This is a genomic window from Streptomyces sp. NPDC048277 (assembly GCF_040652235.1).
GTDB lineage: Bacteria > Actinomycetota > Actinomycetes > Streptomycetales > Streptomycetaceae > Streptomyces.
Genome location: NZ_JBEZLQ010000034.1, coordinates 13,300 through 38,214, shown reverse-complemented (window position 1 = coordinate 38,214; position 24,915 = coordinate 13,300). Strand labels below are relative to the sequence as shown.

Sequence of the window (24,915 nt, the reverse complement as noted above, 5' to 3'; positions counted from 1 at the left end):
GGGGGTGCTGCCGAGTGCCGACCGCTAGCGGAAGGCACCGGAGTGTCCCTCTTCGGCGGCGATGACGTACGGGTGCCGGAGGGCGGTGCGGAGGGCGGCGGCGTCGGTCAGAGTGTCGTCGTCGGGTAGCTCGCACCAGCCGCCGAACCAACTGTCGAGGATCTCCAGACCGGGCGCGACGAGCCATGAGTTGGCAGAGAGGTGCCGTACCGGCAGTTCGTGCCAGTGTCCTGCGGTGCCGGTAGCGATGGCGTAGTACAGGCGGCCGTTGGTCCTGTCGTAGAGCACCGGACCGATCGGAGCGCCGGTCGCCCGCAGGTGGGCGAGGACCAGGAGGCCGATCTCGGCGGAGGTTCGCACCAGATCCCAGCCGTCGCCGACCTTCAGCAGACGCAGTCCGGGCGCATCTTCGACCATGGGCGCACGTCGCAGTGCGTCACGAACGGACGTCATGTGGTCCCTCGTGGCCGGACGCCGGCGCCTGTGCCCGGGGATGTTTCGGAACCCCTCGTCGGTGTGATGGAACGGACCACGAGCAGGCGGGTGCCTGTAGCTGTTATCCGCCGCCTTCGCTCGGCACCGATGCCCTTGGGGCCGAGGTGGCTGAGGGCGGGGACCACCGCGCCGTAGGTGTCGGGCAGTTGGAGGGCGTCGACCAGCCCGACGAAAGCTGCTGAGCGGACGGTCACCGTGGCGTCGCGGTCGGTGAAGACGCCGCCGAGGGTCAGTTCGTGCCGACGGCAGTATTCGGTGAGGCAGTCGACGAGTGCCGCGTGGCGGGGCAGGCCACCGGTGATGTGCCGCAGGTAGCCGAAGACCTGCGGGAAGGCGACGGGGCGGCGTTCGGTGATGAGTTCGTCGTCCATGACCACAGCGTCGGCTGCCGCGTACGGCCTCGAAATGACCTGCTGTTGCACTTCCGTTGCACTTCGCGCCCTGGCCATCACTGAGAGTGCTTCCATACGTGACAGAGGGAGGTCGTCCGTGGTCAGCGTGCAGCAGTGGACTGGTCGGGAGGCGAGTGCCTTGCGCGCCGCCCTGCGCATGAGCACCCGCGCCTTCGCCGAGCACCTCGGAGTCGCACTGCGCACCGTGGCCAAGTGGGAAAGCCTCGGCACGGAGACCCAGCCCCGACCGGATACACAGGCCATTTTCGACACCGCGCTGTCCCGCGCGGACACCGCCGCCCATGCTCGGTTCGACGCGCTGCTGTTCCCTGAGCGGAAGGCCGCACGGCCGGCCGACTACGAGACCTGGACCGAGGACATAGAACGCGCCGTGGTCTGCGTCAGCCGCCAGGACTTCCCCTTCGCCTCGACCCTGCTGAACCGCTGGCTGGGCGGCCACGACCCGCACGACCTCGATGACAAGGGCCTCTACCTGTACGGCCGTTCCCTCGTGCTCCTCGGTGATGTGCAGCGTGACCAAGGGGCGATCCTCGGTCCACTGTCCGCACGCCAGTCCTACCTGACCGCACGCGCCATGTTCTCCGAACTCGACATCCCCCGTCGTCTGGCCCAGATCGAGCTGTCCCTCGCCGTCGTACAGGAGATGTCGGGTCAGCTCGACGCGTCCGCCCGCTGGTACGAGCAGCTTGCCGCAGACGAGCGCCTCAGCAGGCGTGACCGGGCCCGGGCACGCCTGTGGATCGGGACGGCCCTGAGCAAGGAGGGCAACAACGCATACGCCACCACGGTCATGGCCGCCGCCACCCGCGAGTTCGAGGAACTCGGCGAGCCGGAGGACTGGTCGGTCGCCCACCAGAAACTGGCCCTGGCCCATCGCGGTGCCGGCAACCTGACCCAGGCCCTGCACTGCATCGACATCGCACGCACCACCGGCACGGTCGACTCCCCCATGCAGCGGGTGCGGGTGGACACCGCGTACGGGCACATCCTTCTGTCGTATGCAGCGACCCGGAATGATGGGCTGTCCGTCCTCGACCGGGCGGCACAGGTGGCCCGACAGTACGGGCTGAGCCACCAGCTGCGCAGCATCGAGGGCATCCGAAAGGGCCAGCAAGGATGAGCCAGGGAGTGCCAGTGCCGGAGCACGAGCAGCGCCAGATCACCGACGAGCAGTTCCACGACGCGACGCTGATCTGGAACTACCACCAGATGGGACACGAGCCGCGGCCCTGCTCGGCGGCGATCGGCCTCGGCAGCCACGACCTCGGAGTGGCCACCACAGCCGCGGACCTCTACGGCGCCGGTCTCTTCCCAATCCTCGTCTTCAGCGGCGGCAACAGCCCCACCACCCGAGCCCGCTTCCCGCGCGGCGAAGCCGTCCACTACCGCGAGTACGCGCTGAGCCTGGGCGTGCCGGACGAGGCGATCCTGGTCGAGGCAAAGGCAGCGAACACTGGCCAGAACATCACCCTCTCCCGTGAGCTGCTGACCGCGGCCGGCATCACGGTCGACTCCCTGCTGCTGATCTCCAAGCCGTACATGGAGCGCCGCTCCTACGCGACCTGCCGAAAGCTGTGGCCCGAGGTGGAGGTCGTGTGCGCCTCCGAGCCACTGGAACTGGACGACTACATCAAGTCCATCGGCGACGAGAGGCTCGTTGTCGACATGCTCGTCGGTGACCTGCAGCGGGTGATCGAGTACCCGAAGCTCGGCTTCGCCGTCGAGCAGCACGTACCGGGGGATGTTCATGACGCCTACGAGCGCCTCCTGGGCGCCGGGTTCGACAGCCGCCTCATCAGCGACTGAGCCACCCTGCGCCGGCCCGCCGTCGGGAGGGGGCTGCGCGATCCATCAGCCGAACCTGTTCCCACGGCTGTCCACGTTGGCGAAGCTCTTCGCCGCCGACCGCTGGATCGTCCTGGACGACGTGCAGTTCGCCCGGCGCGACTACCAACATCGAGCCCGGCTGGCCGCCCTGGACGACCCTGCGCGGCAACAGTGGCTCACCCTCCCTGTTCACCTTCCTCATGGACGCCCAACGCTGATCCGACAGGCACGGTTGGTCGATCAGCGTCGGGCTCGACGGAGAGTCGAACTGCTCGTGCGCCAGTTTTACGGTCGCAGCGCCCACTGGGATGCGGTGTCCGAGGTACTTGGCGCGGTCTCGGACGCGTTCGATGTCTCCGACCACGTAGCCGACCTCGCGAAGATGTCGACGACGGCCCTGCTCACCGCACTCGGCTGGTCGGGCGAAGTGATCGACAGCAGCCAGATCTCGGCCCGCCCAGGCCGGTCCGACCGCCTTGCCGACCTGGCCGCGGCCACCGGCGGCACCGGCTACCTGTGCGGCACCGGCGGTCTGCGTTACCTCGACGCGCGTCCTTTCGACGCCGCAGGCATCCCCGTGCTGTTCTTCCACACCCCTGTGGATACGAACGACCCGCTCTGGCACCGATCCCGGCGAATCAGCAGCCTCTGGGCCCTCAGCAAGATCGGGCCTCGGGAACTCGCGAACCAACTGGCAGTGCATCGAGACACTCACCGTCCCGGAGCCCATACGTGACCGAACCGACCGCCCCGCAGAAGAAGCCCTTCCTCTACGTCGTCGTCTGCGGCTGCGGCATCGCCGGAGACGTCGGCAAACTGATCACCGCTGCGCAGAAGCGACAGTGGGACGTCGGGGTGGTCGCCACCCCGCAGGGTCTCGGCTTCCTCGACACCGAGGCGGTGCAGGACCAGACCGGCTACCCGATACGCTCCGCCTGGCGCACCCCCGGCGAAGCACGCCCTCTCCCGCCCGCAGACGCGATCGCCGTCGCCCCGGCCACCTTCAACACGATCAACAAGTGGGCCAACGGCATCTCCGGCACCCTCGCCCTGGGCATCCTCTGCGAGGCGTACGGCATGGGTATCCCCGCCGCTGTCCTGCCGTACCTGAACTCGGCCCAGGCCGCCCATCCCGCGTATCGCCGGAGCCTGGACCACTTGCGCGAGATGGGCGTGCTCATCGGTACGTACGAGCCGCACCGTCCGAAAGCCGGAGGCGGGGCTGACCACTTCCGTTGGGCGGAGGCGCTGGACCTGCTCGCTCCGAAGCTGCGTGCCACCGCTTGATCAGCGCCGCCGTGCCAACGAACCCGACCCGTAGCTGGAGGAGGATGTGCTCTGCTGCCGCCTCGGGCTGCGAGGCCAGGGCCTGTCCGGACAGCGGGGAGTGGGACCGGACAGGCCCTGGGTCTGTGGGGTGGTGGCTCGCTACACCGTGAGCCAGACGGCCTGGTCCGGGGCCAGGCGGTTGTCCTCGACGGGACCGCTGGTGAGCAGGATCGAGGCGTGTGCAGGTAGCTGGTACGGCTCGGTGGAGAGGTTGACCACGCAGATGAAGCCGGGCTCGCGGCGGAAGGCGAGGACTCCGGCCGGGGTGTCGTCCAGCCAGGTGAGGGTGCCGTCGCCGAGGGCGGGGTGTTCGCGGCGTATGCGGAGGGCGGTGCGGTAGAGCTCCAGCATGGAGGCGGGGTCGCCGGTCTGGGCTGCCACGGTGCGGGGTGCCCAGTCGGCGGGCTGGGGCAGCCAGGGGGAGGCCGTGGCGTCGGCGGCGCTGAAGCCGTAGGGGGCGGTGGTGCCGGACCAGGGGATCGGGACGCGGCAGCCGTCGCGGCCGCGTTCGGTGTGGCCGGAGCGTTCCCAGACGGGGTCCTGGAGGACGGCCTCGGGGAGGTCCTCGATCTCAGGGAGGCCGAGTTCCTCACCCTGGTAGACGTAGGCGCCGCCGGGGAGGGCGAGAGTGAGCAGGGCGGCGGCGCGGGCGCGGCGGGTGCCGAGTTCGAGGTCGGCGGGTCCTGCGGGGATGTAGGACTCGTTGGCCAGCCACTTCTTCGCGGCTTTACGGCCGTAGCGGCTGGTGTGGCGCATGACGTCGTGGTTGGACATGACCCAGGTGGCGGGGGCGCCGACGGTGCCGAGCATGGCGAGGGTGTCGTCGATGACGGCGCGCAGGTCCTTCGCGTCCCAGTCGGTCATGAGGAAGTCGAAGTTGAAGGCGGTGTGCAGGCCGTCCTCGCGGACGTAGGCGGCGAGGCGTTCGGGGGTGTCGGTCCATGCCTCGGCGACGAAGGAGCGGTCGCCGGGGTACTCGTCGGCGAGCTTGCGCCAGGAGCGGTAGATCTCGTGGACCTCGTCGCGGTCCCAGAAGGGGTGTACGCCTGTGGAAAGGTCGGCCAGGTCAGGGAGTTCGGGGTCCTTGAGCAGGCCGTGGGCGACGTCGATGCGGAAGCCGTCCACGCCCCGGTCGAACCAGAACCGCAGGACGGACTCGAACTCCGCGTGGACCTCTGGGTGCTGCCAGTTGAGGTCGGGCTGTTGGGGGGTGAAGAGGTGGAGGTACCACTCGCCGTCGTCCACCCGGGTCCAGGCCGGGCCGCCGAAGCGGGAGTCCCAGTCGTTGGGCGGAAGTTCACCGTGCGCACCGCGTCCGGCGCGGAAGACGTACCGCTCGCGCTCGGGGCTGCCGGGGCCTGCCGCCAGCGCCTGCTGGAACCAGGCCGCTTGGTCGGAGGAGTGGTTGGGGACGATGTCGGGGATGATCCGGATCCCGTGGGCGTGGGCTTCCTCGATGAGCTGTTCCGCTTCGGCGACCGTGCCGAACAGGGAGTCGATCTCGCGGTAGTCGGCGACGTCGTAACCGTGGTCGGCCTGGGGGGACTTGTACCAGGGGTTGATCCACAGGGCGTCCACGCCGAGGGATTTGAGGTACGGGAGCCGGGAGCGGATGCCGGCGATGTCGCCGACCCCGTCGCCGTTGCCGTCGGCGAAGCTGCGGATGTAGACCTGGTAGATGACGGCGCTGCGCCACCAGGGCGCGGTGGTGGGGGGCACGGGTCCTGCTCCTTGCGTGTCTGCTGAGGGGGTCACTTGGCGGCGCCGGCGGTCAGTCCGGCGACGATGCGGCGCTGGAAGATCAGCACCATGACGACCAGCGGGATGGTGACCAGGACGCCGGCGGCCATCTGGCTGCCGAAGGGGGTCTCGTACGTCGTGGCGCCGGTGAACTTGGAGATGGCGACCGGCGCGGTCTGCATCTGGGGTTTGTTGGTCATCGTCAGGGCGATGAGGAACTCGTTCCAGGCGGCGATGAAGGTGATGATCGCGGTGGTGAAGATGCCGGGCGCGGCGAGCGGCATGATGACTCTGCGGAACGCCTGGCCGCGGGTGCAGCCGTCGATCATGGCGGCGTGTTCCAGTTCGTCGGGCATCTGCCGGAAGAACGTGGTCAGGTTCCACACCGCCAGCGGCAGCGCGAAGGACATGCTCGGCACGATCATCGCCTGGTAGGTGTTGATCCAGCCGATGTCCGTGAACAGCTTCAGCAGCGGGACCACGATCGACACCACCGGGAACATGGAGGTGGCGATGATCAGGGTGAGGATGAACCGCTTGCCCCGGAACTCCAGGCGGGCCATGGCGTATGCCGTGAAGGTGGCCAGCAGCAGGGACAGCGTGGTCGTGATGCCGGCGACGACCAGGCTGTTGAGGAGTGCGCGGGGGAAGCCTTGTGAGCTGTCGAGCAGGGCGCGGTAGTTCTCGAAGGACACCCGGGTGGGCAGCAGCGAGTTGTCGAAGATGTCGGAGGCGCCGCGCAGGCTGGAGACCAGCATCCAGTAGAAGGGGGCCAGGCAGTAGGCGACGACGGCGAGGACGCCGACGTACGGCAGCCACCTGCGCCAGACGGCCGGGGACGAGGACGAGGAGGTCATGCCGTCACCTCCGTACGGCGGGGGAGGATCCGCTTCCTGCGCCAGCCCGTGGTCCTGCTCTTGCCGCCGCTGCCGCTGTCGTCGCCGACGAGGTCGGCGCCGAGCAGCCGGACGAAGGCGAGGGCGACGAGGAAGACGTAGAGGAAGAGGAGCACGGAGTAGGCCGAGGCCGGTCCGAAGCGGACGTTGGACGCCTCGCTCTGCGCGAGCATGGACAGGGTCTCCACGGAGTTCTTCTGGGCGCCGATGAGGAGGTAGGGCAGGTCGAACATCCGCAGGGCGTCCATGCAGCGGAACAGCATGGCCACCAGCAGGGCGGGCTTCACCAGGGGCAGGGTGATGTGCCAGAACTGGCGTGGGGCGCTGGCGCCGTCGAGGCGGGCGGCCTCGTAGACCTCCTTCGAGATCACCTGGAGCCCGGCGAGGACCAGCAGTCCGATGAAGGGGGACGTCTTCCACACCTCGGCGACGATCACCGCGACCTTGGCGTGGAAGCCTTCCGTCGTCCACAGGACCTGGTGGCCGATGAGGGCGTTGGCGATGCCGTTGCTGTTGAAGATCCAGCGCCACAGCAGGCCGGAGATGGCCGTGGGCACGGCCCAGGGGATGAGGATGCTCGCCCGGATCAGCCCCCGGCCGCTGAACGCCTTGTGCATGATCAGGGCCATGGCCACACCGATCACCGTCTCCAGCCCGACCGTGACGACGGTGAAGAAGGTGGTGTTCCAGAAGGCGTTCCAGAACCGGTTGCCGGCGGCTCCGAAGATGTCGGCGTAGTTCTTCAGCCCCACGTACGGCTCGGTGTCGCTGATGAAGCCGGTCTTCGGGTCCAGCCCCTTGGTCCCGTACAGCGACTCCTGGAGCGCCATGATCGTCGGGTAGAGCACGACGATCGACAGCACCAGCAGGGTCGGGGAGACCAGCAGGGCTGCCACCCGGCCCGAGCCCGCGGTGGCGCGGGCGCCGGAACCGGAGCGCCGCCGCCCGCTCACCGGAGCCCGTCCGCCGGCCGGGCGCTCGGTCCCGGCGGTGGCGGATCCCGGTGGGATCTTGGTGTCGGCCATGGCCCCTCTCCTCACTGCCCGGTGGACTTCTGCAGCTCCTGCTGCAGGTCCTTCAGCGCCTGCGCGCTGCTCTTGCTGCCGGTCAGCGCCGCGTACGCCTCCTGCTGGATCGCCGAGGTCACGTCGCCGTACTGCACGACCCGGGGGCGTGGCACGGCGTTCGTGATCGACTGCTTCAGGACGGGCAGGTACGGGTACTGCGCGGTCAGCGCCTTGTCGTCGTACAGGTCGGCGTAGGCCGGGGCGAAGGCGGCGTCCTTGAGGAAGGTCGTCGCGTTCTCCTCGTCGGTGAAGAACTTCATGAAGTCCAGCGCGGTGGCCTTGTTCTTGGCGTAGGAGGACAGGGCGAGGTTGGAGCCGCCCAGGCTGGAGGCGCCGGTCCCGTTCAGTCCGGGCAGGGGTGCGACCGCGTACTTTCCGGCGATCTTGCTCTTCTCGGCGAGGGCGTACACGTAGGGCCAGTTGCGCAGGAAGACCAGCTTGCCGTCCTGGAACGCCTGGCGGCTGTCCTCCTCCTGGTAGGTGATGGCCTCCTTGGGGATGGTGCCGTCCTTGAACGCACTGACGAGGAAGTCCAGGCCCTTCCTGGCCGCGGCGGTGTCCACGTCCGGCTTGCCGTCGGCGTCGGTGATCACGCCGCCGGCCGAGTTCACGGCCTCGGCGAAGTTCACCGTCAGGCCCTCGTACTTCTGGAACTGCCCGGCGTAACAGGACACGCCCTTGCCCTCGGGCAGCTTCTTGATCTTCGCGCAGTCGGCGGTCATCTCCGCCCAGGTGGTCGGAGCCTTGCTGATGCCGGCCTTCTTCAGCAGGTCGGTGCGGTAGTAGAGGATGCCGCCGTTGGAGATGTACGGCGCCGCGTACAGGCTGCCGCGGTACTTCGCCGTGTCCACCGCGGGCGTCAGCATCTTGTCGAGCGGGAACTGCGTCTCGGGCAGCTTGGCGATCCACTGGTGTGCGGCGAACTCCGAGGTCCACACGGCGTCGAGGGAGAGCACCGTGTAGGCGTCGGACTTGGTCTCCGCGTTCTGGATCATCTGCTGGCGCTGCGAGTCCGGGTCCGTCGGCAGGTCGATGACGGTGACCTTCTCCTTCGGGTGCAGCTTGTTCCAGCGGTCGATCACCTTCTGGACCACGCCGGTGGTGTCCTTGCCGGACACGTACGTGATCGGGCCGCGGCCGGTGAACGACGTGCTCTGCGACTGCCCCGAGGAGCCTGCGGAGCTGCCACCGCCGGAACCGCAGGCGGTGAGGGTGAGCCCGGCGGCGACGAGGGCGGCCGAGCACTGAAGGGCTCTGGTGGTTCTGGCGTTCACTGTCTCTCCTGAACGTGCGGTACCGAAGTCTCGGCGGGGGCGCCCTGTAGGGAGTAGCTACCGAGATGACTCTGGGATGGCTCTGTTACGAGACTGTGCTGTCACGGCATTTTCTTGATCAAACACGCAGGTCAAAGCCTTGAGGGATGACTTCGCGGTGACGGCTCCGACTCCGCTGAGACAACGCTTGCACCGTAGGAGTGCATCTGGCGGAAGTCAATCCGTAACTTCCTGGTAGCACGGGGAGAATTGGGTGGGTCATGCAGCTTATATACGGGCAAAACTACCCATTGAACTCGCCTGAACGGGCGAGACAGCGCTGTCACGAGGTATCTGGCGGAGGCGTGAATCTGTGCTAACTTCCGCTCATGCCGCCAGCTCAACGACTGCCCACCATGGCCGATGTCGCAGAACGGGCGGGGGTCTCCCCGTCCACCGTCTCGCGCACCCTGCGCGGCCTGACATCGGTGGCCCCGGACGTCCGTGCCCGGGTCGAGGAGGCCGCGCGTGAGCTGAACTTCGCGGTCTCCCGGCATGCCGCGAGCCTGGTCACCGGCAAGACCGGAGTGGTGGCGGTGCTGGTGCCCACGCTGGACGCGTGGTTCATGGGGGCTGCGCTGTCCCGGCTGGGACCGCTGCTGCGGGCGGCCGGCCTGGAGATGACCGTCTACGTCATCCCCGACCTCGCCGAACGCACCGCGTTCTTCGAACGCCTCCCGGCCCGCCGCAACGCCGACGCGCTGCTCGTCTTCTCCTTCGACCTGACCGCCGAGGAGACCGCCCGCCTCGACGACCTGGAAATGCCGGTCATCTACGTCAGCCAGCACGTCCAGGGCCGCCCGAGCGTCTACGTCGACGACGTGGCCGGCGCCTGCAAGGCCACCCGCCACCTGCTCAACCTCGGCCACCGCCGGATCGCCTTCGCCCAGACCGTCGGCGCCCGCGGCTTCAGCTTCAGCACCCGCGACCGCCTGCTCGGCTACCGGCAGGCGCTCACCGAGGCGGGCATCCCCCTCGACGACGACCTCGTGGTCACCATCCCGCCCCGCGACAAGCGCGGCACCATGGAGGCAGTGGGCGAGTTGCTGAGCCTGCGCGAACCGCCGACCGCGATCTTCGCCGACGCCGACGAGCAGGCCGTCTCCGTCATCTGGACCCTGCGCAAGACCGGCATCCAGGTCCCCGAGCGGATGTCCGTCGTCGGCTTCGACGACCAGGACACCGCCGAGTGGTTCGACCTGTCCACTGTGGCCCAGTCGCCCTCCGACATGGGCCGCGTCGCCGGCGAACTCGCCCTGAAACTGATCGACGACGCCGAGACCGACCGCGAACAGCACATCGTCCTGCCCACGACACTGATCCCACGGGCGACGACGGCACCCCCGCCTCCTGGGGAGCGCGAAGGTGATTCTTGAGGGCCGAGTGACATCCTCTCCAGCATCCTCGGCTCGGCCGTGGAGGACGGACTGCTGCCGAAGAACCCCTGCAAGGCGAAGTCGGTCAAGCTCCCGACCGCGACCAAGAAGAAGATCATCCCTTGGTCACTGGAGCGCGTCCGCGCGGTCATCGCCGGACTCCCGAAGCGCTTCCAGGCCGGCGGCAAGGTCGCCTTCGGCTGCGGCCTGCGTCAGGGCGAGGTGTTCGGCTTCGCCGTCGGGGACATCGACTTCAAGGGCGGCTGGAGCCACGTCAACCGCCAGGTGCGGCTCGTCGGCACGAAGCCCGTCTTCGCGCTGCCCAAGGGCAACAAGATCCGGTCGGTGCCCCTGCCGACCCGGCTTGCCGTCGCCCTCAGGGCTCACATGAAGGAGTTCCCGCCGGTCGAGGTCACCGGCCGGCGTGATACCTCCCCGCGAGCGCGGCGCGCGCTGACCTCCAGGCGGCGCCGGACGACGGCATGCACGCCCTCCGGCACGCCTACGCCTCCGTGCTCCTGGACGCAGGGGAGAGCATCAAGGCGCTCTCCGAGTACCTCGGTCACTCGGACCCGGGCTTCACGCTGCGGACGTACACGCACCTGCTGCCGTCCAGCGAGACCCGCACGCACAAGGCGATCGACGACACCTTCACGGAAAAGGAAGCCGAGGCGGACGACGACGGCGGCTCGCCAGCAGCCCAGGGCACATCAGTGCCCCCGACGAAACCAATGTGCCCTCGATGTGCCCCGGCCGCCTGACGGCCCCTCTCCGCCACCAAAAAGGGCGAGGCCCGAAGACCCCGCCCGCCCCGCAAGAAACCTCGACTCACGGCCACACCAGGCAGTACGGCTGGTGCCCCGCCTCATGCAGGCGGTGGCTGAAGTCCTGCCACTCGTGCAGCAGCTGGTACACGTTGAACGCGTCCCTCGGGCCGCCCCGGTCCGGGACCGTCGACCAGATGAAGGCCGCCGCGCCGACCGCCTCCTCGCCTATGCCGCGCAGCGGGTCGACGACCGTCATGGGGAGTTTCACCACCGCGTAGTCCGGGTGCAGGACGACCAGTTCCAGCGGCGGCACCTTGTGCAGGGGCACGCCTTCGATGCCCGTCAGCACCATCGCGGCCATCGTCTCCGGCTTGATCTTGGTGAACATGCCGTTCATGCCGAGCTCGTCGCCGCCGAGTTCCTCGGGACGCATCGAGATCGGGACGCGGGCCGCGGTCGCGCCGTCCGGTGCGCCGAAGTATTTGTACGTCACCCCCACCCGACCACCATTCCTGCTTCCGGTCTCCGCACGGTCGGTCCGCCGATCGACCCGCCGGTCCCGCGCATCCCTCTGGTCGCGGTCCCACTGATCGATACGTCGGTCGCGCCGCTCGGACTCACTCGGTACGCCGCTCTGTTCATGACGTGCTGCTTCGGCCGCTTCCTCCGCGTCGCGCCGGTGCCTTCCCCGCCGGGCACGTCGAGGACCCAGGTCATCAGTCCCCTCGCCCAGTCCGCCACCGCGATGCATATCTCCACCCGACTGCTTTTCTAGGACGCGTGGCCCCCGCCGCGCAACCCGATCATCGTGTCAGTGACCTCCCCCACGGCCGCCCGCCGAAACGTGCGTCGAAACATCAGTCCGCAGGATCTTTACAGCCCCCGGCCCATGACGTGCCGGATGAGCTGCGTGTATCGGGTCACAGTCTCGCAGATGCCGCACGGATGCCTCAGGCACCGGCGGAAGAACGGCGGCCCCGACCGGAAGAGGTCCCGCCTCGGCCTACCCTGAGGAGGTCACCCAGCATCCGGAGTCCGAGAAGTCGGAGAAGTCGCACGTCATGAGTGCCCAGAGCGAAACGCCCTATCCCTACGACGCGCCCGTCTCACAGGCGCTCTTCGACCGCGCCTCCGTCGTCACGCCGGGCGGCGTGAACTCGCCGGTGCGCGCCTTCCGCGCCGTCGGCGGCACCCCCCGTTTCATGGTGTCCGGCAAGGGGGCCTACCTCACCGACGCCGACGGGCGCGAGTACGTCGATCTCGTGTGTTCCTGGGGGCCCATGATCCTCGGGCACTCCCACCCCGAGGTCATCGCCGCCGTCCGGGACGCCGTCTCCCGCGGTACCTCCTTCGGCACGCCCGGTGAGGGCGAGGTCGCCCTCGCGGAGGAGATGGTCGCCCGGATCGAGCCCCTGGAGCAGGTGCGGCTGGTCAGCAGCGGCACCGAGGCCACCATGTCCGCCATCCGGCTCGCCCGCGGGTTCACCCGGCGCACCAAGGTGATCAAGTTCGCCGGGTGCTACCACGGGCACGTCGACTCGCTGCTCGCCGCGGCGGGGAGCGGGGTCGCCACCTTCGCGCTGCCCGACACCCCCGGTGTCACCGGCGCCCAGGCCGGCGACACGATCGTGCTGCCGTACAACGATCTCGAAGCCGTGCAGGAGGCCTTCCACCGGCACCCCGGTGAGATCGCGTGCGTGATCACCGAGGCCTCGCCCGGGAACATGGGGGTCGTGCCGCCGGGGCCCGGGTTCAACCAGGGGCTGAAGAACGCCTGCCGGGAGAACGGCGCCCTCTACATCTCCGACGAGGTCATGACCGGCTTCCGGACCAGCCGGGCCGGCTGGTTCGGGATCGACGGGGTCGTGCCCGACCTGATGACCTTCGGGAAGGTGATGGGGGGCGGGTTCCCCGCCGCCGCCTTCGGAGGCAGGGCGGACGTCATGGCGCATCTCGCGCCCGCCGGGCCCGTCTACCAGGCCGGCACCCTCTCCGGGAACCCCGTCGCCACCGCCGCCGGGCTCGCCCAGCTGCGGCTGCTCGACGACGCGGCGTACGACAAGGTCAACGCCGTGTCGGAGCAGATCCAGGCTCTCGTCGGCGAGGCGCTGAGCAAGGAGGGCGTCGCGCACCAGGTGCAGACCGCCTCCAACATGTTCTCCGTCTTCTTCACCAACCGCCCGGTGCGGAACTACGAGGACGCCAAGCGGCAGGAATCCTTCCGCTTCACTCCCTTCTTCCACTCCCTCCTCTCCAGCGGCGTCTACCTGCCGCCGTCGTCCTTCGAGTCCTGGTTCGTGTCCACGGCCCACGACGAGCGGGCCATCCAGAAGATCGCCGACGCCCTTCCGGCGGCGGCCCGAGCGGCCGCGGAGGCCACGGCAGAATGAGCGAGCAGAGCGAGCAGCGGGACATCACCGTCGTCCATGTGATGCGGCACGGGGAAGTGGCCAATCCGGAGGGGGTGCTGTACGGCAGGCTCCCCGGCTACCACCTCTCCGAGCTCGGGCGGCAGATGGCCGACCGGGTCGCCGAGCACCTCTCCTCGCGGGACGTCACCCATGTCGGCGCCTCCCCGCTGGAACGCGCGCAGGAGACCGCGACCCCGATCGCCAAGGCGCACGGGCTCGACCTCGCCACCGACGAGCGGCTCATCGAGGCCGAGAACATCTTCCAGGGCAAGACCTTCGGCGTCGGCGACGGAGCGCTGAAGAACCCCGCCAACTGGAAGTACCTCGTCAACCCGTTCAAGCCGTCCTGGGGCGAGCCGTACGTCGACCAGGTCGTCCGGATGAAGGGCGCGCTGGACACGGCGCGGGACCGGGCGCGCGGTCACGAGGCCGTGCTGGTCAGCCATCAGCTGCCGATCTGGATCCTGCGGTCGCACGTCGAGAACCGCCGGCTCTGGCACGACCCGCGCAGGCGGCAGTGCACCCTCGCGTCCCTGACGAGCTTCACCTACGAGGGCGACAAAATCGTTTCCGTCGGATACAGCGAGCCCGCCATCGATCTCGTACCGGCCCATCTCCGTGCCGGTGCCAAGCCGGTGAAGGGGAAGGACAAGGCCTTCGGGGCGTGAACGCCCCCGAGTGACGGCGTCAAACCCCGCTTCATGAAATTAGTCTGAAAATATACGGTTCCTTGCGGAACTTGCCGGTTCGTCACGCCCTCTGACTGGGTGACCACCAGAGAACGTGACGAATCGGGGAACCATGGGGACCTTCACCCGAAGGGGAATACTCGGCATCGGTGCGGGCGCCGCCGCCGGACTGGGCCTCGCCGGCTGTGGCACTCCCACACCGTCTGACGGGACAACCCGTGCCGGAGGTTCCACCAAGTCGCCGAGCGGCAGGCCGACCGTCACCGCCCGCCCCCTCGGCGACGGCTCCACCTCCCGCGGCGGCAAACAGCCCCACCAGCCCGCCGCCCCCGAGCCGCTGGAGCCCGGCCAGACCCCGCCGCAGTTCGTGATCTTCTCCTGGGACGGCGCGGGCGAGGTCGGCAACGGCCTCTTCCCGCGCTTCCTGGACCTGGCGAAGGAGCACGGCGCGTCGATGACCTTCTTCCTCTCGGGGCTGTACCTCCTCCCCGAGTCGAAGAAGCGGCTCTACGACCCGCCGAACAACCCGCGCGGCGCCTCCGCCATCGGCTACCTCACCGACGAGCACATCAAGGCGACGCTCACCAACGTCCGCCGCGCCTGGCTCGAAGGGCACGAGATAGGCACCCACTTCAACGGGCACTTCTGCGGCGAGACCTACGGCTCCGTCGGGCGCTGGACGCCCGCGCAGTGGCGCAGCGAGATCGACCAGGCCAAGGCGTTCGTGAAGGAGTGGCGGACCAACACCGGCTGGACCGACCTGCCCTCCCTCCCCTTCGACTACGACAAGGAACTGGTCGGCGGCCGTACGCCCTGCCTCCTCGGCCAGAACAGCCTGCTCCCCACCGCCCGCGAGCTGGGCTGGCGCTACGACGCCTCCTCGCCCGGCGGCCGCCAGGTGTGGCCCGAGAAGAAGCTGGGGCTGTGGGACCTGCCGTTGCAGCAGATACCGTTCCCCGGCCGCAGCTTCGAGGTCCTGTCCATGGACTACAACATGCTCGCCAACCAGTCGGTCAACTCGACGAAGGCCCCCGCCTACAACTACCCGGGCTGGCGACAGCAGTCGACACAGGCGTACATAGCGGGCTTCGAGCGTGCATATACGACAAACAGGGCACCGTTCTTCATAGGCAACCACTTCGAGCACTGGAACGGCGGCCTCTACATGGACTCCGTCGAGGCGGCCTTCAAGCACATCGCACGGGAGAAGGAGAAGGGCGCCGACGTCCGGCTGGTCTCCTTCCGGCAGTTCGTGGACTGGATGGACGTACAGAAGCCGGCGGTACTGGCGAAGCTGCGCACGCTGGACGTCGGCCAGCGGCCGGCGGGCGGCTGGAAGGGCTTCCTCAAGCAGGGTGCCCCGGCCTGAAAGCGGCCTTTTCCGGACCAAGGGGGGCGCGCAAGATCCTCAGATCGGGCATGCGAAACTTTTCACATGAGTACCCGTAGCCGCGCCGTCCTGCTCGGCGCCACGGCCGCCGCGGCGGCCCTGACCCTGTCCGCGTGCGGCAACGGCGGCACCTCCGGCGGCGGCGGTGACACCAACTTCGTCACCGGCAAGGACGGCATCGACACGGTTGCGCGGGGCCACCGGGCGGCGGCCCCCGACCTGTCCGGCAAGACCATCGACGGCCAGACCCTGGACGTCGCGAGCTACAAGGGCAAGGTCGTCGTCATCAACGTCTGGGGCTCCTGGTGCAGCCCCTGCCGGGCCGAGGCGCCCAACTTCGCCTCCGTCTCCAAGGAGTACGCGAGCAAGGGCGTCCAGTTCGTCGGCATCAACACCCGGGACACCAGCACCGGTTCCGCGGTCGCCTTCGAGAAGCAGAACGGCATCGGCTACCCGAGCCTGTACGACCCGACGGGCAAGCTGATGCTCCGCTTCAAGAAGGGCACGCTCAACCCGCAGGCGATCCCCTCCACCCTGGTCCTCGACCGGGACGGCAAGGTCGCGGCGCGCTCGCTGGCGGCGCTCAGCGAGGAGAGCCTGCTGAAGATGATCAAGCCGGTCCTCGCGGAGAAGTGACGTGACCGCGCTCGCCGCCGTCACCGGCACCAACGGAACCGTCCTCAACGGCGCACTGCTGCTCGCCCTGCCCGTCGCGCTGCTCGGTGGGCTCGTCTCCTTCTTCTCGCCGTGCGTGCTGCCCCTCGTCCCCGGATACCTGTCCTACGTCACGGGGGTCGCCGGCACGGACCTCGGCGATGCCCGGCGTGGCCGGATGGTCGCCGGCGCCTCCCTCTTCGTACTCGGCTTCACGGCCGTGTTCGTGTCGAGCGGCGCTCTCTTCGGCTACTTCGGCTCGACGCTCCAGGAGAACTCCGGCACCCTCGGCAAGGTGCTCGGCGTGCTCATGATCGCCATGGGCGTGTTCTTCATGGGCCTGATGCCCTGGTTCACCCAGCGTGAGTTCCGTTTCCACCGGCGGCCGGTGGCCGGACTGATCGGCGCCCCCCTCCTCGGCGCGCTGTTCGGCATCGGCTGGACGCCCTGCATCGGACCGACCCTCGCCTCCGTGCTCGCGCTCTCCTCCCAGCAGTCGAGCGCGGGCCGCGGTGCCATACTGACCGTCGCCTACTGCCTGGGGCTCGGCGTGCCCTTCGTGGTCGCGGCGGTCGCCTTCCGCAAGGCGCTCGGCGCGTTCGGCTGGGTCAAGCGGCACTACGTCTGGGTGATGCGGATCGGCGGCTCGATGATGATCGTGACCGGTCTGCTGCTGCTGACGGGTGCCTGGGACCGCCTCGTACAGGACATGCAGTCCTGGTCCGCCGGCTTCACTGTGGGGATCTGATCCATGAGCAACACCGAAACCGACAACACCGAGCAGGACCAGAGGGAACTCGGCGAGGCGAGCTCCCAGCTCTCCACCGCCCCCGTCGAGGACCCGCCGGCCGTCCCCGGCCTCGGGGTCGTCGGCTGGGCCCGCTGGTTCTGGCGGCAGCTCACCTCGATGCGGGTCGCGCTGCTGCTGCTCCTGCTGCTGTCGCTGGGCGCGATCCCCGGCTCGCTGATCCCGCAGACCGGCGCCGACATCAACAAGGTCGCCGACTTCCGCAAGGCCCACACCACGCTCGCGCCGATCTACGACAAGCTCGGCCTGTTCCACGTCTACAGCTCGGTGTGGTTCTCCGCGATCTACATCCTGCTCTTCGTCTCCCTCATCGGCTGCATCGTGCCCCGCGCCTGGCAGTTCGTCGGCCAGCTGCGCGGCCGCCCGCCGGGCGCCCCGAAGCGCCTGGACCGGCTGCCGGCGTACACGACCTGGCGGACGACGGCCGAGCCGGAGGAGGTCCGCGAGGCCGCCCTCAGGCTGCTGAAGAAGCGGCACTTCCGCTCGCACCTCGCCGGGAACGCGGTCGCCGCCGAGAAGGGCTACGTCCGCGAGTTCGGCAACCTGGTCTTCCACGTCGCGCTGATCGTGCTGCTGGTCGCCTTCGCCTCCGGCCAGATGTACAAGTCGGACGGCACCAAGCTGGTCGTCGAGGGCGACGGGTTCGCCAACACCCTCAGCCAGTACGACGACTTCAAGTCCGGCTCCATGTTCAGCACCGACGACCTGGTGCCGTTCAGCTTCGACCTGAAGAACTTCAGCGCCACCTACCAGACCAGCGGCCCCAGCAAGGGCACCCCGGTCACCTTCAAAGCGGACATCGACTACAGCAAGGGTGCCTACGGCAAGTCGAAGCGGACCACCATCAAGGTCAACGAGCCGCTGCAGATCGACGACGCCAAGGTCTACCTCGTCAGCCACGGCTACGCGCCCGTCATCACGGTCCGCGACGGCAAGGGCGACATCGTCTACCGCGACGCCGTCGCGCTGCTCCCGCTCGACGCCAACATCACCTCCCAGGGTGTGGTGAAGGTGCTGGACGGCTACAAGAACGCCCAGGGCACCACCGAGCAGCTCGGTATCTCCCTCGTCTTCCTGCCGACCTACGGCGGCGGCACCTCGGTGCTCTCCAGCTTCCCGGCGCTGCAGAACCCGGTGCTGAACCTGACGCCGTACCACGGCGACCTCGGCGTCGACTCCGGCATCCCGCAGAGCGTGTACCAGCTGGACAAGACCCATATGAAGGAGTTCAAGGACTCCAAGGGAGCGCAGTTCCGGGACAACCTGAAGCCCGGCCAGACCATGCAGCTGCCGAACGGCGCCGGTTCCGTGACGTTCGAGAAGGACGTCAAGGAATGGGCCGGCTTCGAGATCGTCCAGGAGCCCGGCAGCGGCTGGGCACTGGCCGGCGCGCTCGCCGCGATCTTCGGCCTCGCCGCCTCGCTGTTCATCCAGCGCCGCCGCGTCTGGGTGCGCGCGGTGCAGGGCCCCGACGGCGTCACCGTCGTCGAGATGGCCGGCCTCGGCCGCAGCGAGTCCGCGAAGGTGCCCGAGGAACTGGGCGACCTCGCGGGAATCCTCTACGACCAGGCGCCGGGGGCTCCCGACCCCGACGACGACTCTTCACCCTCCCCCGACCCCGAAGTCGTACCTGCCGAAGGGGCTGAGAAGCGATGACTTCCGCCGCCGCAACCGCGCTCGACGCAACCACGCTCGCCGCGACCAACGAGCATCTCGCGAGCATGAGCAACACGCTCGTCTACTCCTCGATGGCCGTCTACACGCTGGCCTTCTTCGCCTACATCTTCGAGTGGCTGCTCGGCAGCCGCAGCCGGGTCGCGCGCACCGCCAACGCGCTCACCGCCACGGCGGAGACGAAGAAGGCGCCCGCCGTCACCGTCAAGAAGGCCGGCGGCACCGCCGTACTGGAGCGTCCGCAGGTCGTCGTCCGCTCCGCGGCCGGCGCCCGTGACGTGCCGGACGGCCCCGGCGCCCACGGCGGCGACGAGCAGGGCGACCTCTACGGCCGGATCGCGATCTCCCTCACGGTCCTCGCCTTCCTGGTGGAGCTGGCGGGCGTGATCACCCGCGCGGCCTCCGTGCAGCGGGCGCCGTGGGGCAACATGTACGAGTTCAACATCACGTTCTCCACGGTCGCGGTCGCGGTCTACCTGGGCCTGCTGGCCCTGAAGAAGAACGTCCGCTGGCTCGGCCTCTTCCTCATCACCACGGTCCTGCTGGACCTCGGCCTCGCGGTCACCGTCCTCTACACGGCGAGCGAGCCGCTGGTCCCGGCCCTGCACTCGTACTGGCTCTACATCCACGTCTCGACGGCGATCTTCTGCGGCGCGGTCTTCTACGTGGGCGCGGTGGCCACGATCCTCTACCTCTTCAAGGACTCCTACGAGAGCAAGCTGGAGAACGGCGGCAAGCCGGGCAACTTCGCCACCTCGGTCCTGGAGCGCCTGCCCGCCTCGTCCTCCCTCGACAAGTTCGCCTACCGGGTGAACGCGGCGGTCTTCCCGCTGTGGACCTTCACGATCATCGCGGGCGCGATCTGGGCGGGCAGCGCCTGGGGCCGCTACTGGAACTGGGACCCCAAGGAGACCTGGTCCTTCATCACCTGGGTCGCCTACGCCTGCTACCTGCACGCCCGCGCCACCGCCGGCTGGAAGGGCCGCAAGGCCGCCTACCTGGCGATGATCGCCTTCGGCTGCTGGCTGTTCAACTACTACGGTGTCAACATCTTCGTCACCGGCAAGCACTCCTACGCGGGCGTGTGAGCCAGGCGGGCTAGTCCGACGCGCCGGAGCCCGCCGTCCCGCCCAGGCTGAGGGCAGGGCGGCGGGCCCGTGCGTGAGATCGGAGATGCCATGAGCGAGGGCGGCGAGTCGGCGGCCACGGCCATCGCGGTCGTCGGCGACTGCCCCGTCTTCCGGGAGGGCGTCTCCCAGCTGGTCCGCACCGTGCCCGACCTCCGCCTGGTCGCCACCGCGCCGTCCGTCGAGGACCTGGACGGCGGACTGCGCGGGGTGGACGTGGTCGTGATGGACCTCCAGCAGTCCGCCCACAGCCTCGCCGCGACCGTGACCCTGCTGCGGGACCGGGGCCATGCCGTCATCGTCGTCTCCTCCTCACCGCAGATCGACGCGGTCCAGGTGATCCGGGCGGGCGCCAGCGGCTACCTGAGCCGGCAGACCGAGGGGGAGGAACTCCTCACGGCGATCAGGGCGGTGGGCGCGGGCCGCGGCTATGTCTCCGCCCCCGCCAGCCAGCTCCTCGGACAGTCCCCGCACTTCACGGAGCGGGAACAGGAGATCCTCGCACTGGTCGCCGACGGAGCGACGGACCACGAGATCGCCGGGCGCCTCTCGATCAGCAAACACACCGTCCAGTCCCACCTCGACCGCATCGGCGAGAAGACGGGCTCCCGCCGCCGGTCCGACCTCACCCGACTGGCGATCGAGCTGGGTCTCACCGGGTGAGCACCGGGTGAGCGTGCGCGGGGTGCGGATCGCACGCCCCGGGGTCAGGCTGGTGTCATGACCGGTTCCATCGAACAGGGCACCAGTCAGACCCACGGGAACACGCACATCCTGCACTTCCTGGTACGGCTCCCCAGGCCCATGGCCGAGGTCTGGCCGAGCCTGTCCACCCCCGAGGGCCTGGCCGCCTGGTTCACCCCGGTCGACGTCCTCCAGCCCAGACTGGGCGGCACGGTCACCCTGGGCGACCTGGGCACGGGCCGGGTGACGGCGTGGGACGTGGACCGGGTCGCGGAGTACACGGTGGAGAACGGCGGCAGGGTCCGCTTCCACCTGGAACGCGACGGCGAACACGGCGCGGCCCTCCGCTTCACACACGAGTTCAAGGGGGAGGCGGAGACGGAGGGAGCCTGGCGGACGCGTTTCGAACATCTGATCGATGCCTTGGCCTCTTGAGGGCTCCGACTGGAGGCGCCCCTCAGGGGCGCGGGGCTGTATCGATATGCGGCTCCGCCGCGTGGGCGCGACCAGCCCCCACCGGCCCGCACATTAAGACGGCGGCAGACACTCCCCACTCGGCGGCTTCCCCTCCGGCCACGCGATCGTCACGAACCGCGACCCGCCCTCCGCCCGCAACTCCACGATCGGCACCGCCTTGTCGTACGGATTCCCGTGCACATCGAGGCAGATCCACCCACTCGCCCCGTCCACCCGCAGCGACCCCTTCACCTGGGGCCACTGCAACCCCACGTCGGCCAGCGCCGGCACGGACTTCCCCTCCGGCACCGCCTCGCGGATCCCGTGCACCGCGAGCCGCATCGCGTCGTAGGCGATGATCAGCTGCCCGTCCTCGAGCGCGTAGGTCCCGATCGGCCCCACCGGGGATTTCGCCGCACTCTCCAGCAGCCGCATCAGCGTCTGCGCGTCGGCCGCCGAACCCCCCGTCTTCGGGCTGTTCTTCCCCCACGCGTCCGGATGGGCGAGCGCGGTGTACCGGACCGCCAGATTGTGCCGCAACGCGTCGCGGTCCAGGTCCTTCTCGCCCGTCAGGTACGCCCCCTCGTCCCCCGTCAGCACCGTGAACGTCCGGTCCTGGCACCCCCGTCCGCCGAGCGCGTTGATGAACTGGCGGAGCTGCGTGTGCCGGCCGGCGAAGAGAATCGTGTCGGTCGTCCGCGAGGTGTCGCAGATCAGGTTGGTGATCTGCCGGAACGTGTTCGCGGTCGTCCCCTCCTGGCTGCGGTCGGCCGGCGGGGTGAACGGCTGGGGCTCGTACGGAGAGTTCTTGATCAGCGCCGCGAAGGCCCGCTGCAGCGTCCGCGTGTACGGGTCGCCCGGCTTGTCGTACACCAGCAGCGCCCGGCCCGCGCTGACCTTGGCGAAGGAGGCGAGGGCGCGGGCCTCGTCGGTGTTGGTGGGGGACACCCTGGCCAGTCCCGGGTACGGGTCCTTTCCGTTCTGCCCGTTGGCCAGGTCGTCCGCCGTGATCGACGACCCCACCACCGGAATCCCCAGCCGGGTCAGCTCCTTGACGGCCTTCTTGTTGTTGTCGGTGCTCTGCCCGACCCCGGCCACCGCGCGCAGCCGGTCCGTGCCGCCGGTCATCTTCGCGAGCTGGGCGACCATCTGCTGCCAGTACCCGCTCGTCGCCCCGGGGTTGGCGAGCACCAGCCGGATCGCCGGGGACTGCCCGTTGGAGTCGTGGTTGGCCTGGTACTGGGCCAGATAGGCGCCCTGGAGCTCGTGCTGGACGTCGGCGAGGTTCGCCGCCGCCGTCACGGTGTACGGCAGCATCACCGCCACCGTCACATAACTCCCGGCCTTGAGGCGGGCGTTCTCGCGGGCGATCGCCCGCACCGTGTCCCGGAGCTCCGGGTGCCCGAAGTCGTACGCCGTCGTCGCCACGCCCACGCACTCGTCGCTGTTCGCGGGGCGGGCCACCCCGGGCGCGCAGGAGCGGTCGTCGTGGGCGAGGACGCGCACCCCGACGACCAGGCCGGCGACCAGCACCGCGGCCACCAGCAGGGCGAGATAGCGGCGCAGCGGGATCTCCCAGACGCGTTCACGCAACCACGTGCCCACGCCCCGCCGCGCCATCACGCCACCCCGCTCCGGTTGTCGCCGCCCTCGTCGTCGCCCTCGTCACCCTCGTCGTGCTCCGGCTCCGTCAGCGGCCGTCCCGCCAGCGCGGCCGCCGGCCAGTCCCGGGAGGCCCGCCACAGCAGCGCGTTGCCGGCCGGCCGCAGGTTGGACAGCTGCTCCAGCTCGAAGCGGAGCCGTTCGCCGACCCTCGGGTCGGGCAGCACCAGCGGGTCGGCCAGTTGCCACACCGCGTGCAGCAACCGCCGTACCCGCAGGTGCAGTACGGGATCCACGTCCTCCGGCACCTGCCGGCTCGCGTCCGTGCGGCCCAGCGCCACCGCGACCCGCCGGTCGCCGTGGCCGGCGGAGTCACGGCCCTGGGCGTCATGGGCGTGGAAGTAGGGGGCCGAGGCGATGAAGCGCAGGGTGTGCAGCCAGGTGCGGGTGTCCAGGAGCGCGAAGCCGTCGCGGAGGTGCGCGACCGCCGACTCGGTCCTTCCCAGGGCCAGTTGGTGGTGCAGCCGGAAGCGGGCGAGCCGGTCGGTGCCCAGGTGCTCCGCGTAGTGCGCGATCAGCGTCCGGTGGGCGGTGCGCCAGCGGCTGTGGTCGGCGTCCCGGAGATGGAGCCGGAGCAGCAGGAGGGTGCGCAGGAAGGGGTCGCCGACGAACTGGCCGGGCACGACCGGCAGTCCCTCCCGCACGAGCCGGCTCTGCAGCGCCCGTACGTCCGCCGGGCCGAAGTCGTCCGGGAGGAGCGCGGCGGCCAGCGCGCACGCGGAGTCGTGGTCGTGGGCGGCGGCGAGGACGGTCAGTTCGTCGAGGCGGTCCTCCGGGACCAGCCGGTCGAGGAGCTGGACGTACGCGGGGGCGGCGGGGCCGTCCTCGGTCAGCCGTACGTCGGCCCTGAGCAGTTCGCCCAGTGAGCCGGCCCGCTCCGGGTGCTGCGCGGCCGCCTCCGCGAGCAGGGCGATGCCCAGCGGGTTGCCGCCGGTCAACCGGTGCACTGCATGGGGGAGTTGGGGCGCGGCGGGGGCGGCGACGAGGTGCAGGGTGTCGTCGGGGGAGAGCGGCGGCAGCGCGACCAGCAGCGCCCGTGAGGACGGTACGGCCGGGTCCGGTGTCCACTCGCTGCGCCGGGCGACCTCGGCCAGCTCCCGTCGTGCGCCGTTGCGCAGCAGTTCCCGGCCGTCGCCGCGCAGCCCGGCGACGAACGCGACCTGGTCGGCGACCCCGTCGGCACGGTCCCGCAGCACCGCCTCCACCAGCCCCGGGCCCGGTCCGGCCTGGGCGTTGTCGACGAGGACCAGCGGGCGGCCGAGGCGCTGCATCCGCGGCAGGACGCCCGCGTACGCCTCCGTCAGGTCGGCGAGGAGGGCCCGTACGAGATAGCGCTCGGCGTGCTCGCGGGAGGTGCCGCCCGCGCGGAAGTGCCCGGAGAGCAGGATCAGCCCGCGCTGCGCGTGGCCGCCCGCGTTGGGGTAGGTCCGGTACCAGACGGACGCCTTCTGGTGCCGGCGGCTGGTGAAGCCCTCGGCGATCGACTCCAGGGTGGCCTCGATGGCCCCGGAGACCAGGGGGCCGGTGCCGGTCGCGGCGGCGACCACCTTCGCCGCCACCTTTCCGGCCCAGCGCCCCGCGAACCCGCTGATCCACGAGCCGCTCTCGTTCAGCAGCAGGATCCGCTCCACCTCGCGCCGGATCCGCTCCGAGTCGGCGTCGCCCCAGCCCCCGGCGGCCACCGCCACCAGCCCCGACATCAGCCTCGGGAACGTGATCCGCCCGGCACCGGTCACGGGTTCCGCCAGCTGCTCGGCGACGACCAGCAGCGTCTGCGCGACCGGTGACCAGGACTCGGCGGGCCGCTCGGCGGGCGGCGCCGCGAACTGTGCCTCCGCGCAGTCGACCAGCGCGACCGGGGTGTGCCCCTTGTAGGCGTCCCGCAACTCGCCGAGCACCGCGCTCTTGCCGAGCCCCCGCGCCCCGGTCAGCACCACGAACGGCAGCTCACCGGGGTGTTCGAGGGGATGGGCACGGTGCTGGTACGGCCGTAACCCGACGATTCTCGGAACGAGCCCGGCCGGCTCGACGTCGAACAGCGCCCCACGCCCGTGCAACCGTCTGTGCAAGGCATTCCCCCCTCAACGCCAGTGTAGGAAGGGGGAGTTGCTTCGGGCCAGATCGAGTGATGACTGTT

The 24,915-nt window shown here is 69.6% G+C and carries 23 protein-coding genes and 1 pseudogene; 15 read left to right on the top strand and 9 right to left on the bottom strand.

Annotated features, from left to right (window positions below; all coding sequences use genetic code 11):
• Window positions 1–24 precede the first annotated feature (24 nt).
• On the bottom strand, window positions 25–417 hold the full coding sequence (locus AB0D85_RS45495) for a hypothetical protein (RefSeq protein ID WP_362335057.1): 393 nt from the start codon (window positions 415–417) through the stop codon (window positions 25–27).
• A gap of 32 nt (window positions 418–449) precedes the next feature.
• Window positions 450–866, bottom strand: a complete 417-nt coding sequence (locus AB0D85_RS45490; RefSeq protein WP_362335054.1) for a hypothetical protein — start codon at window positions 864–866, stop codon at window positions 450–452.
• Window positions 867–984: 118 nt separating this feature from the next.
• Here AB0D85_RS45490 and AB0D85_RS45485 point away from each other — a divergent pair, with 118 nt between their 5' ends.
• The 4 genes from AB0D85_RS45485 to AB0D85_RS45470 are packed head-to-tail and all read left to right on the top strand — an operon-like array spanning window position 985 to window position 4,022.
• Window positions 985–2,028: a hypothetical protein gene (locus tag AB0D85_RS45485; RefSeq protein ID WP_362335051.1), complete on the top strand. Its 1,044-nt coding sequence runs from the start codon at window positions 985–987 to the stop codon at window positions 2,026–2,028.
• Window positions 2,025–2,714, top strand: a complete 690-nt coding sequence (locus tag AB0D85_RS45480; protein ID WP_362335048.1) for a YdcF family protein — start codon at window positions 2,025–2,027, stop codon at window positions 2,712–2,714. The genes AB0D85_RS45485 and AB0D85_RS45480 overlap by 4 nt, the downstream gene beginning before the upstream one ends.
• Window positions 2,650–3,471, top strand: coding sequence for a WbqC family protein (locus tag AB0D85_RS45475; RefSeq protein ID WP_362335045.1), 822 nt, complete (start codon window positions 2,650–2,652; stop codon window positions 3,469–3,471). Before AB0D85_RS45480 ends, AB0D85_RS45475 begins: the two co-directional genes overlap by 65 nt.
• Window positions 3,468–4,022: a flavoprotein gene (locus tag AB0D85_RS45470; protein WP_362335042.1), complete on the top strand. Its 555-nt coding sequence runs from the start codon at window positions 3,468–3,470 to the stop codon at window positions 4,020–4,022. Before AB0D85_RS45475 ends, AB0D85_RS45470 begins: the two co-directional genes overlap by 4 nt.
• A 141-nt stretch (window positions 4,023–4,163) precedes the next feature.
• On the opposite strand, the gene AB0D85_RS45465 is transcribed toward AB0D85_RS45470, so the two are convergent.
• From AB0D85_RS45465 to AB0D85_RS45450, 4 genes are read right to left on the bottom strand one after another with little or no spacing between them, the layout of a single operon-like run.
• Complete coding sequence (locus tag AB0D85_RS45465; protein WP_362335039.1) at window positions 4,164–5,783, bottom strand: glycoside hydrolase family 13 protein; 1,620 nt, start codon at window positions 5,781–5,783, stop codon at window positions 4,164–4,166.
• A gap of 32 nt (window positions 5,784–5,815) precedes the next feature.
• Window positions 5,816–6,661, bottom strand: coding sequence for a carbohydrate ABC transporter permease (locus AB0D85_RS45460; protein ID WP_362335036.1), 846 nt, complete (start codon window positions 6,659–6,661; stop codon window positions 5,816–5,818).
• Window positions 6,658–7,725, bottom strand: coding sequence for a sugar ABC transporter permease (locus AB0D85_RS45455; RefSeq protein WP_362335033.1), 1,068 nt, complete (start codon window positions 7,723–7,725; stop codon window positions 6,658–6,660). Before AB0D85_RS45455 ends, AB0D85_RS45460 begins: the two co-directional genes overlap by 4 nt.
• Window positions 7,726–7,736: 11 nt before the next feature.
• Window positions 7,737–9,041, bottom strand: a complete 1,305-nt coding sequence (locus tag AB0D85_RS45450; RefSeq protein WP_362335030.1) for an ABC transporter substrate-binding protein — start codon at window positions 9,039–9,041, stop codon at window positions 7,737–7,739.
• Between the two features lie 395 nt (window positions 9,042–9,436).
• Between AB0D85_RS45450 and AB0D85_RS45445 the strand changes: the two genes are divergently transcribed.
• Both AB0D85_RS45445 and AB0D85_RS45440 read left to right on the top strand, forming a co-directional pair.
• On the top strand, window positions 9,437–10,456 hold the full coding sequence (locus AB0D85_RS45445) for a LacI family DNA-binding transcriptional regulator (protein WP_362335026.1): 1,020 nt from the start codon (window positions 9,437–9,439) through the stop codon (window positions 10,454–10,456).
• 9 nt (window positions 10,457–10,465) lie between these two features.
• Window positions 10,466–11,217: pseudogene (locus tag AB0D85_RS45440) on the top strand (site-specific integrase); the annotation flags it as partial.
• 67 nt (window positions 11,218–11,284) lie between these two features.
• Here AB0D85_RS45440 and AB0D85_RS45435 read toward each other — a convergent pair.
• Window positions 11,285–11,974 (bottom strand): hypothetical protein, encoded by a 690-nt coding sequence (locus AB0D85_RS45435; RefSeq protein ID WP_362335023.1) that lies wholly within the window; start codon window positions 11,972–11,974, stop codon window positions 11,285–11,287.
• 310 nt (window positions 11,975–12,284) lie between these two features.
• Between AB0D85_RS45435 and hemL the strand changes: the two genes are divergently transcribed.
• The 9 genes from hemL (at window position 12,285) to AB0D85_RS45390 (ending at window position 21,095) form a co-directional block, all read left to right on the top strand.
• Window positions 12,285–13,613: a glutamate-1-semialdehyde 2,1-aminomutase gene (gene hemL / locus AB0D85_RS45430; protein WP_362335020.1), complete on the top strand. Its 1,329-nt coding sequence runs from the start codon at window positions 12,285–12,287 to the stop codon at window positions 13,611–13,613.
• Window positions 13,610–14,302 (top strand): histidine phosphatase family protein, encoded by a 693-nt coding sequence (locus AB0D85_RS45425; protein ID WP_362335018.1) that lies wholly within the window; start codon window positions 13,610–13,612, stop codon window positions 14,300–14,302. Before hemL ends, AB0D85_RS45425 begins: the two co-directional genes overlap by 4 nt.
• Before the next feature lie 133 nt (window positions 14,303–14,435).
• Window positions 14,436–15,692, top strand: coding sequence for a hypothetical protein (locus AB0D85_RS45420; protein ID WP_362335014.1), 1,257 nt, complete (start codon window positions 14,436–14,438; stop codon window positions 15,690–15,692).
• Window positions 15,693–15,758: 66 nt separating this feature from the next.
• Complete coding sequence (locus AB0D85_RS45415) at window positions 15,759–16,349, top strand: TlpA disulfide reductase family protein (RefSeq protein WP_362335011.1); 591 nt, start codon at window positions 15,759–15,761, stop codon at window positions 16,347–16,349.
• Between the two features lies 1 nt (window position 16,350).
• Window positions 16,351–17,115: a cytochrome c biogenesis protein CcdA gene (locus AB0D85_RS45410; RefSeq protein ID WP_362335008.1), complete on the top strand. Its 765-nt coding sequence runs from the start codon at window positions 16,351–16,353 to the stop codon at window positions 17,113–17,115.
• A gap of 3 nt (window positions 17,116–17,118) precedes the next feature.
• Complete coding sequence (locus AB0D85_RS45405; protein ID WP_362335005.1) at window positions 17,119–18,831, top strand: cytochrome c biogenesis protein ResB; 1,713 nt, start codon at window positions 17,119–17,121, stop codon at window positions 18,829–18,831.
• Window positions 18,828–19,937, top strand: coding sequence for a c-type cytochrome biogenesis protein CcsB (gene ccsB / locus AB0D85_RS45400; protein WP_362335002.1), 1,110 nt, complete (start codon window positions 18,828–18,830; stop codon window positions 19,935–19,937). Before AB0D85_RS45405 ends, ccsB begins: the two co-directional genes overlap by 4 nt.
• Window positions 19,938–20,006: 69 nt before the next feature.
• Entirely contained in the window at window positions 20,007–20,639 is a 633-nt protein-coding gene (locus tag AB0D85_RS45395; RefSeq protein ID WP_362334998.1) for a response regulator transcription factor, read from the top strand.
• Window positions 20,640–20,696: 57 nt separating this feature from the next.
• On the top strand, window positions 20,697–21,095 hold the full coding sequence (locus tag AB0D85_RS45390; protein ID WP_362334995.1) for a hypothetical protein: 399 nt from the start codon (window positions 20,697–20,699) through the stop codon (window positions 21,093–21,095).
• Window positions 21,096–21,188: 93 nt separating this feature from the next.
• Here the strand turns inward: AB0D85_RS45390 and AB0D85_RS45385 are convergent, their stop codons facing one another.
• Together AB0D85_RS45385 and AB0D85_RS45380 are read right to left on the bottom strand one after the other, a co-directional pair.
• Window positions 21,189–22,736 carry a hypothetical protein gene (locus AB0D85_RS45385; RefSeq protein WP_362334992.1) on the bottom strand — a complete coding sequence of 516 codons (1,548 nt, stop codon included), beginning with the start codon at window positions 22,734–22,736 and terminating at the stop codon, window positions 21,189–21,191.
• Window positions 22,736–24,847 carry a hypothetical protein gene (locus tag AB0D85_RS45380; RefSeq protein WP_362334989.1) on the bottom strand — a complete coding sequence of 704 codons (2,112 nt, stop codon included), beginning with the start codon at window positions 24,845–24,847 and terminating at the stop codon, window positions 22,736–22,738. Before AB0D85_RS45380 ends, AB0D85_RS45385 begins: the two co-directional genes overlap by 1 nt.
• Window positions 24,848–24,915 lie beyond the last annotated feature (68 nt).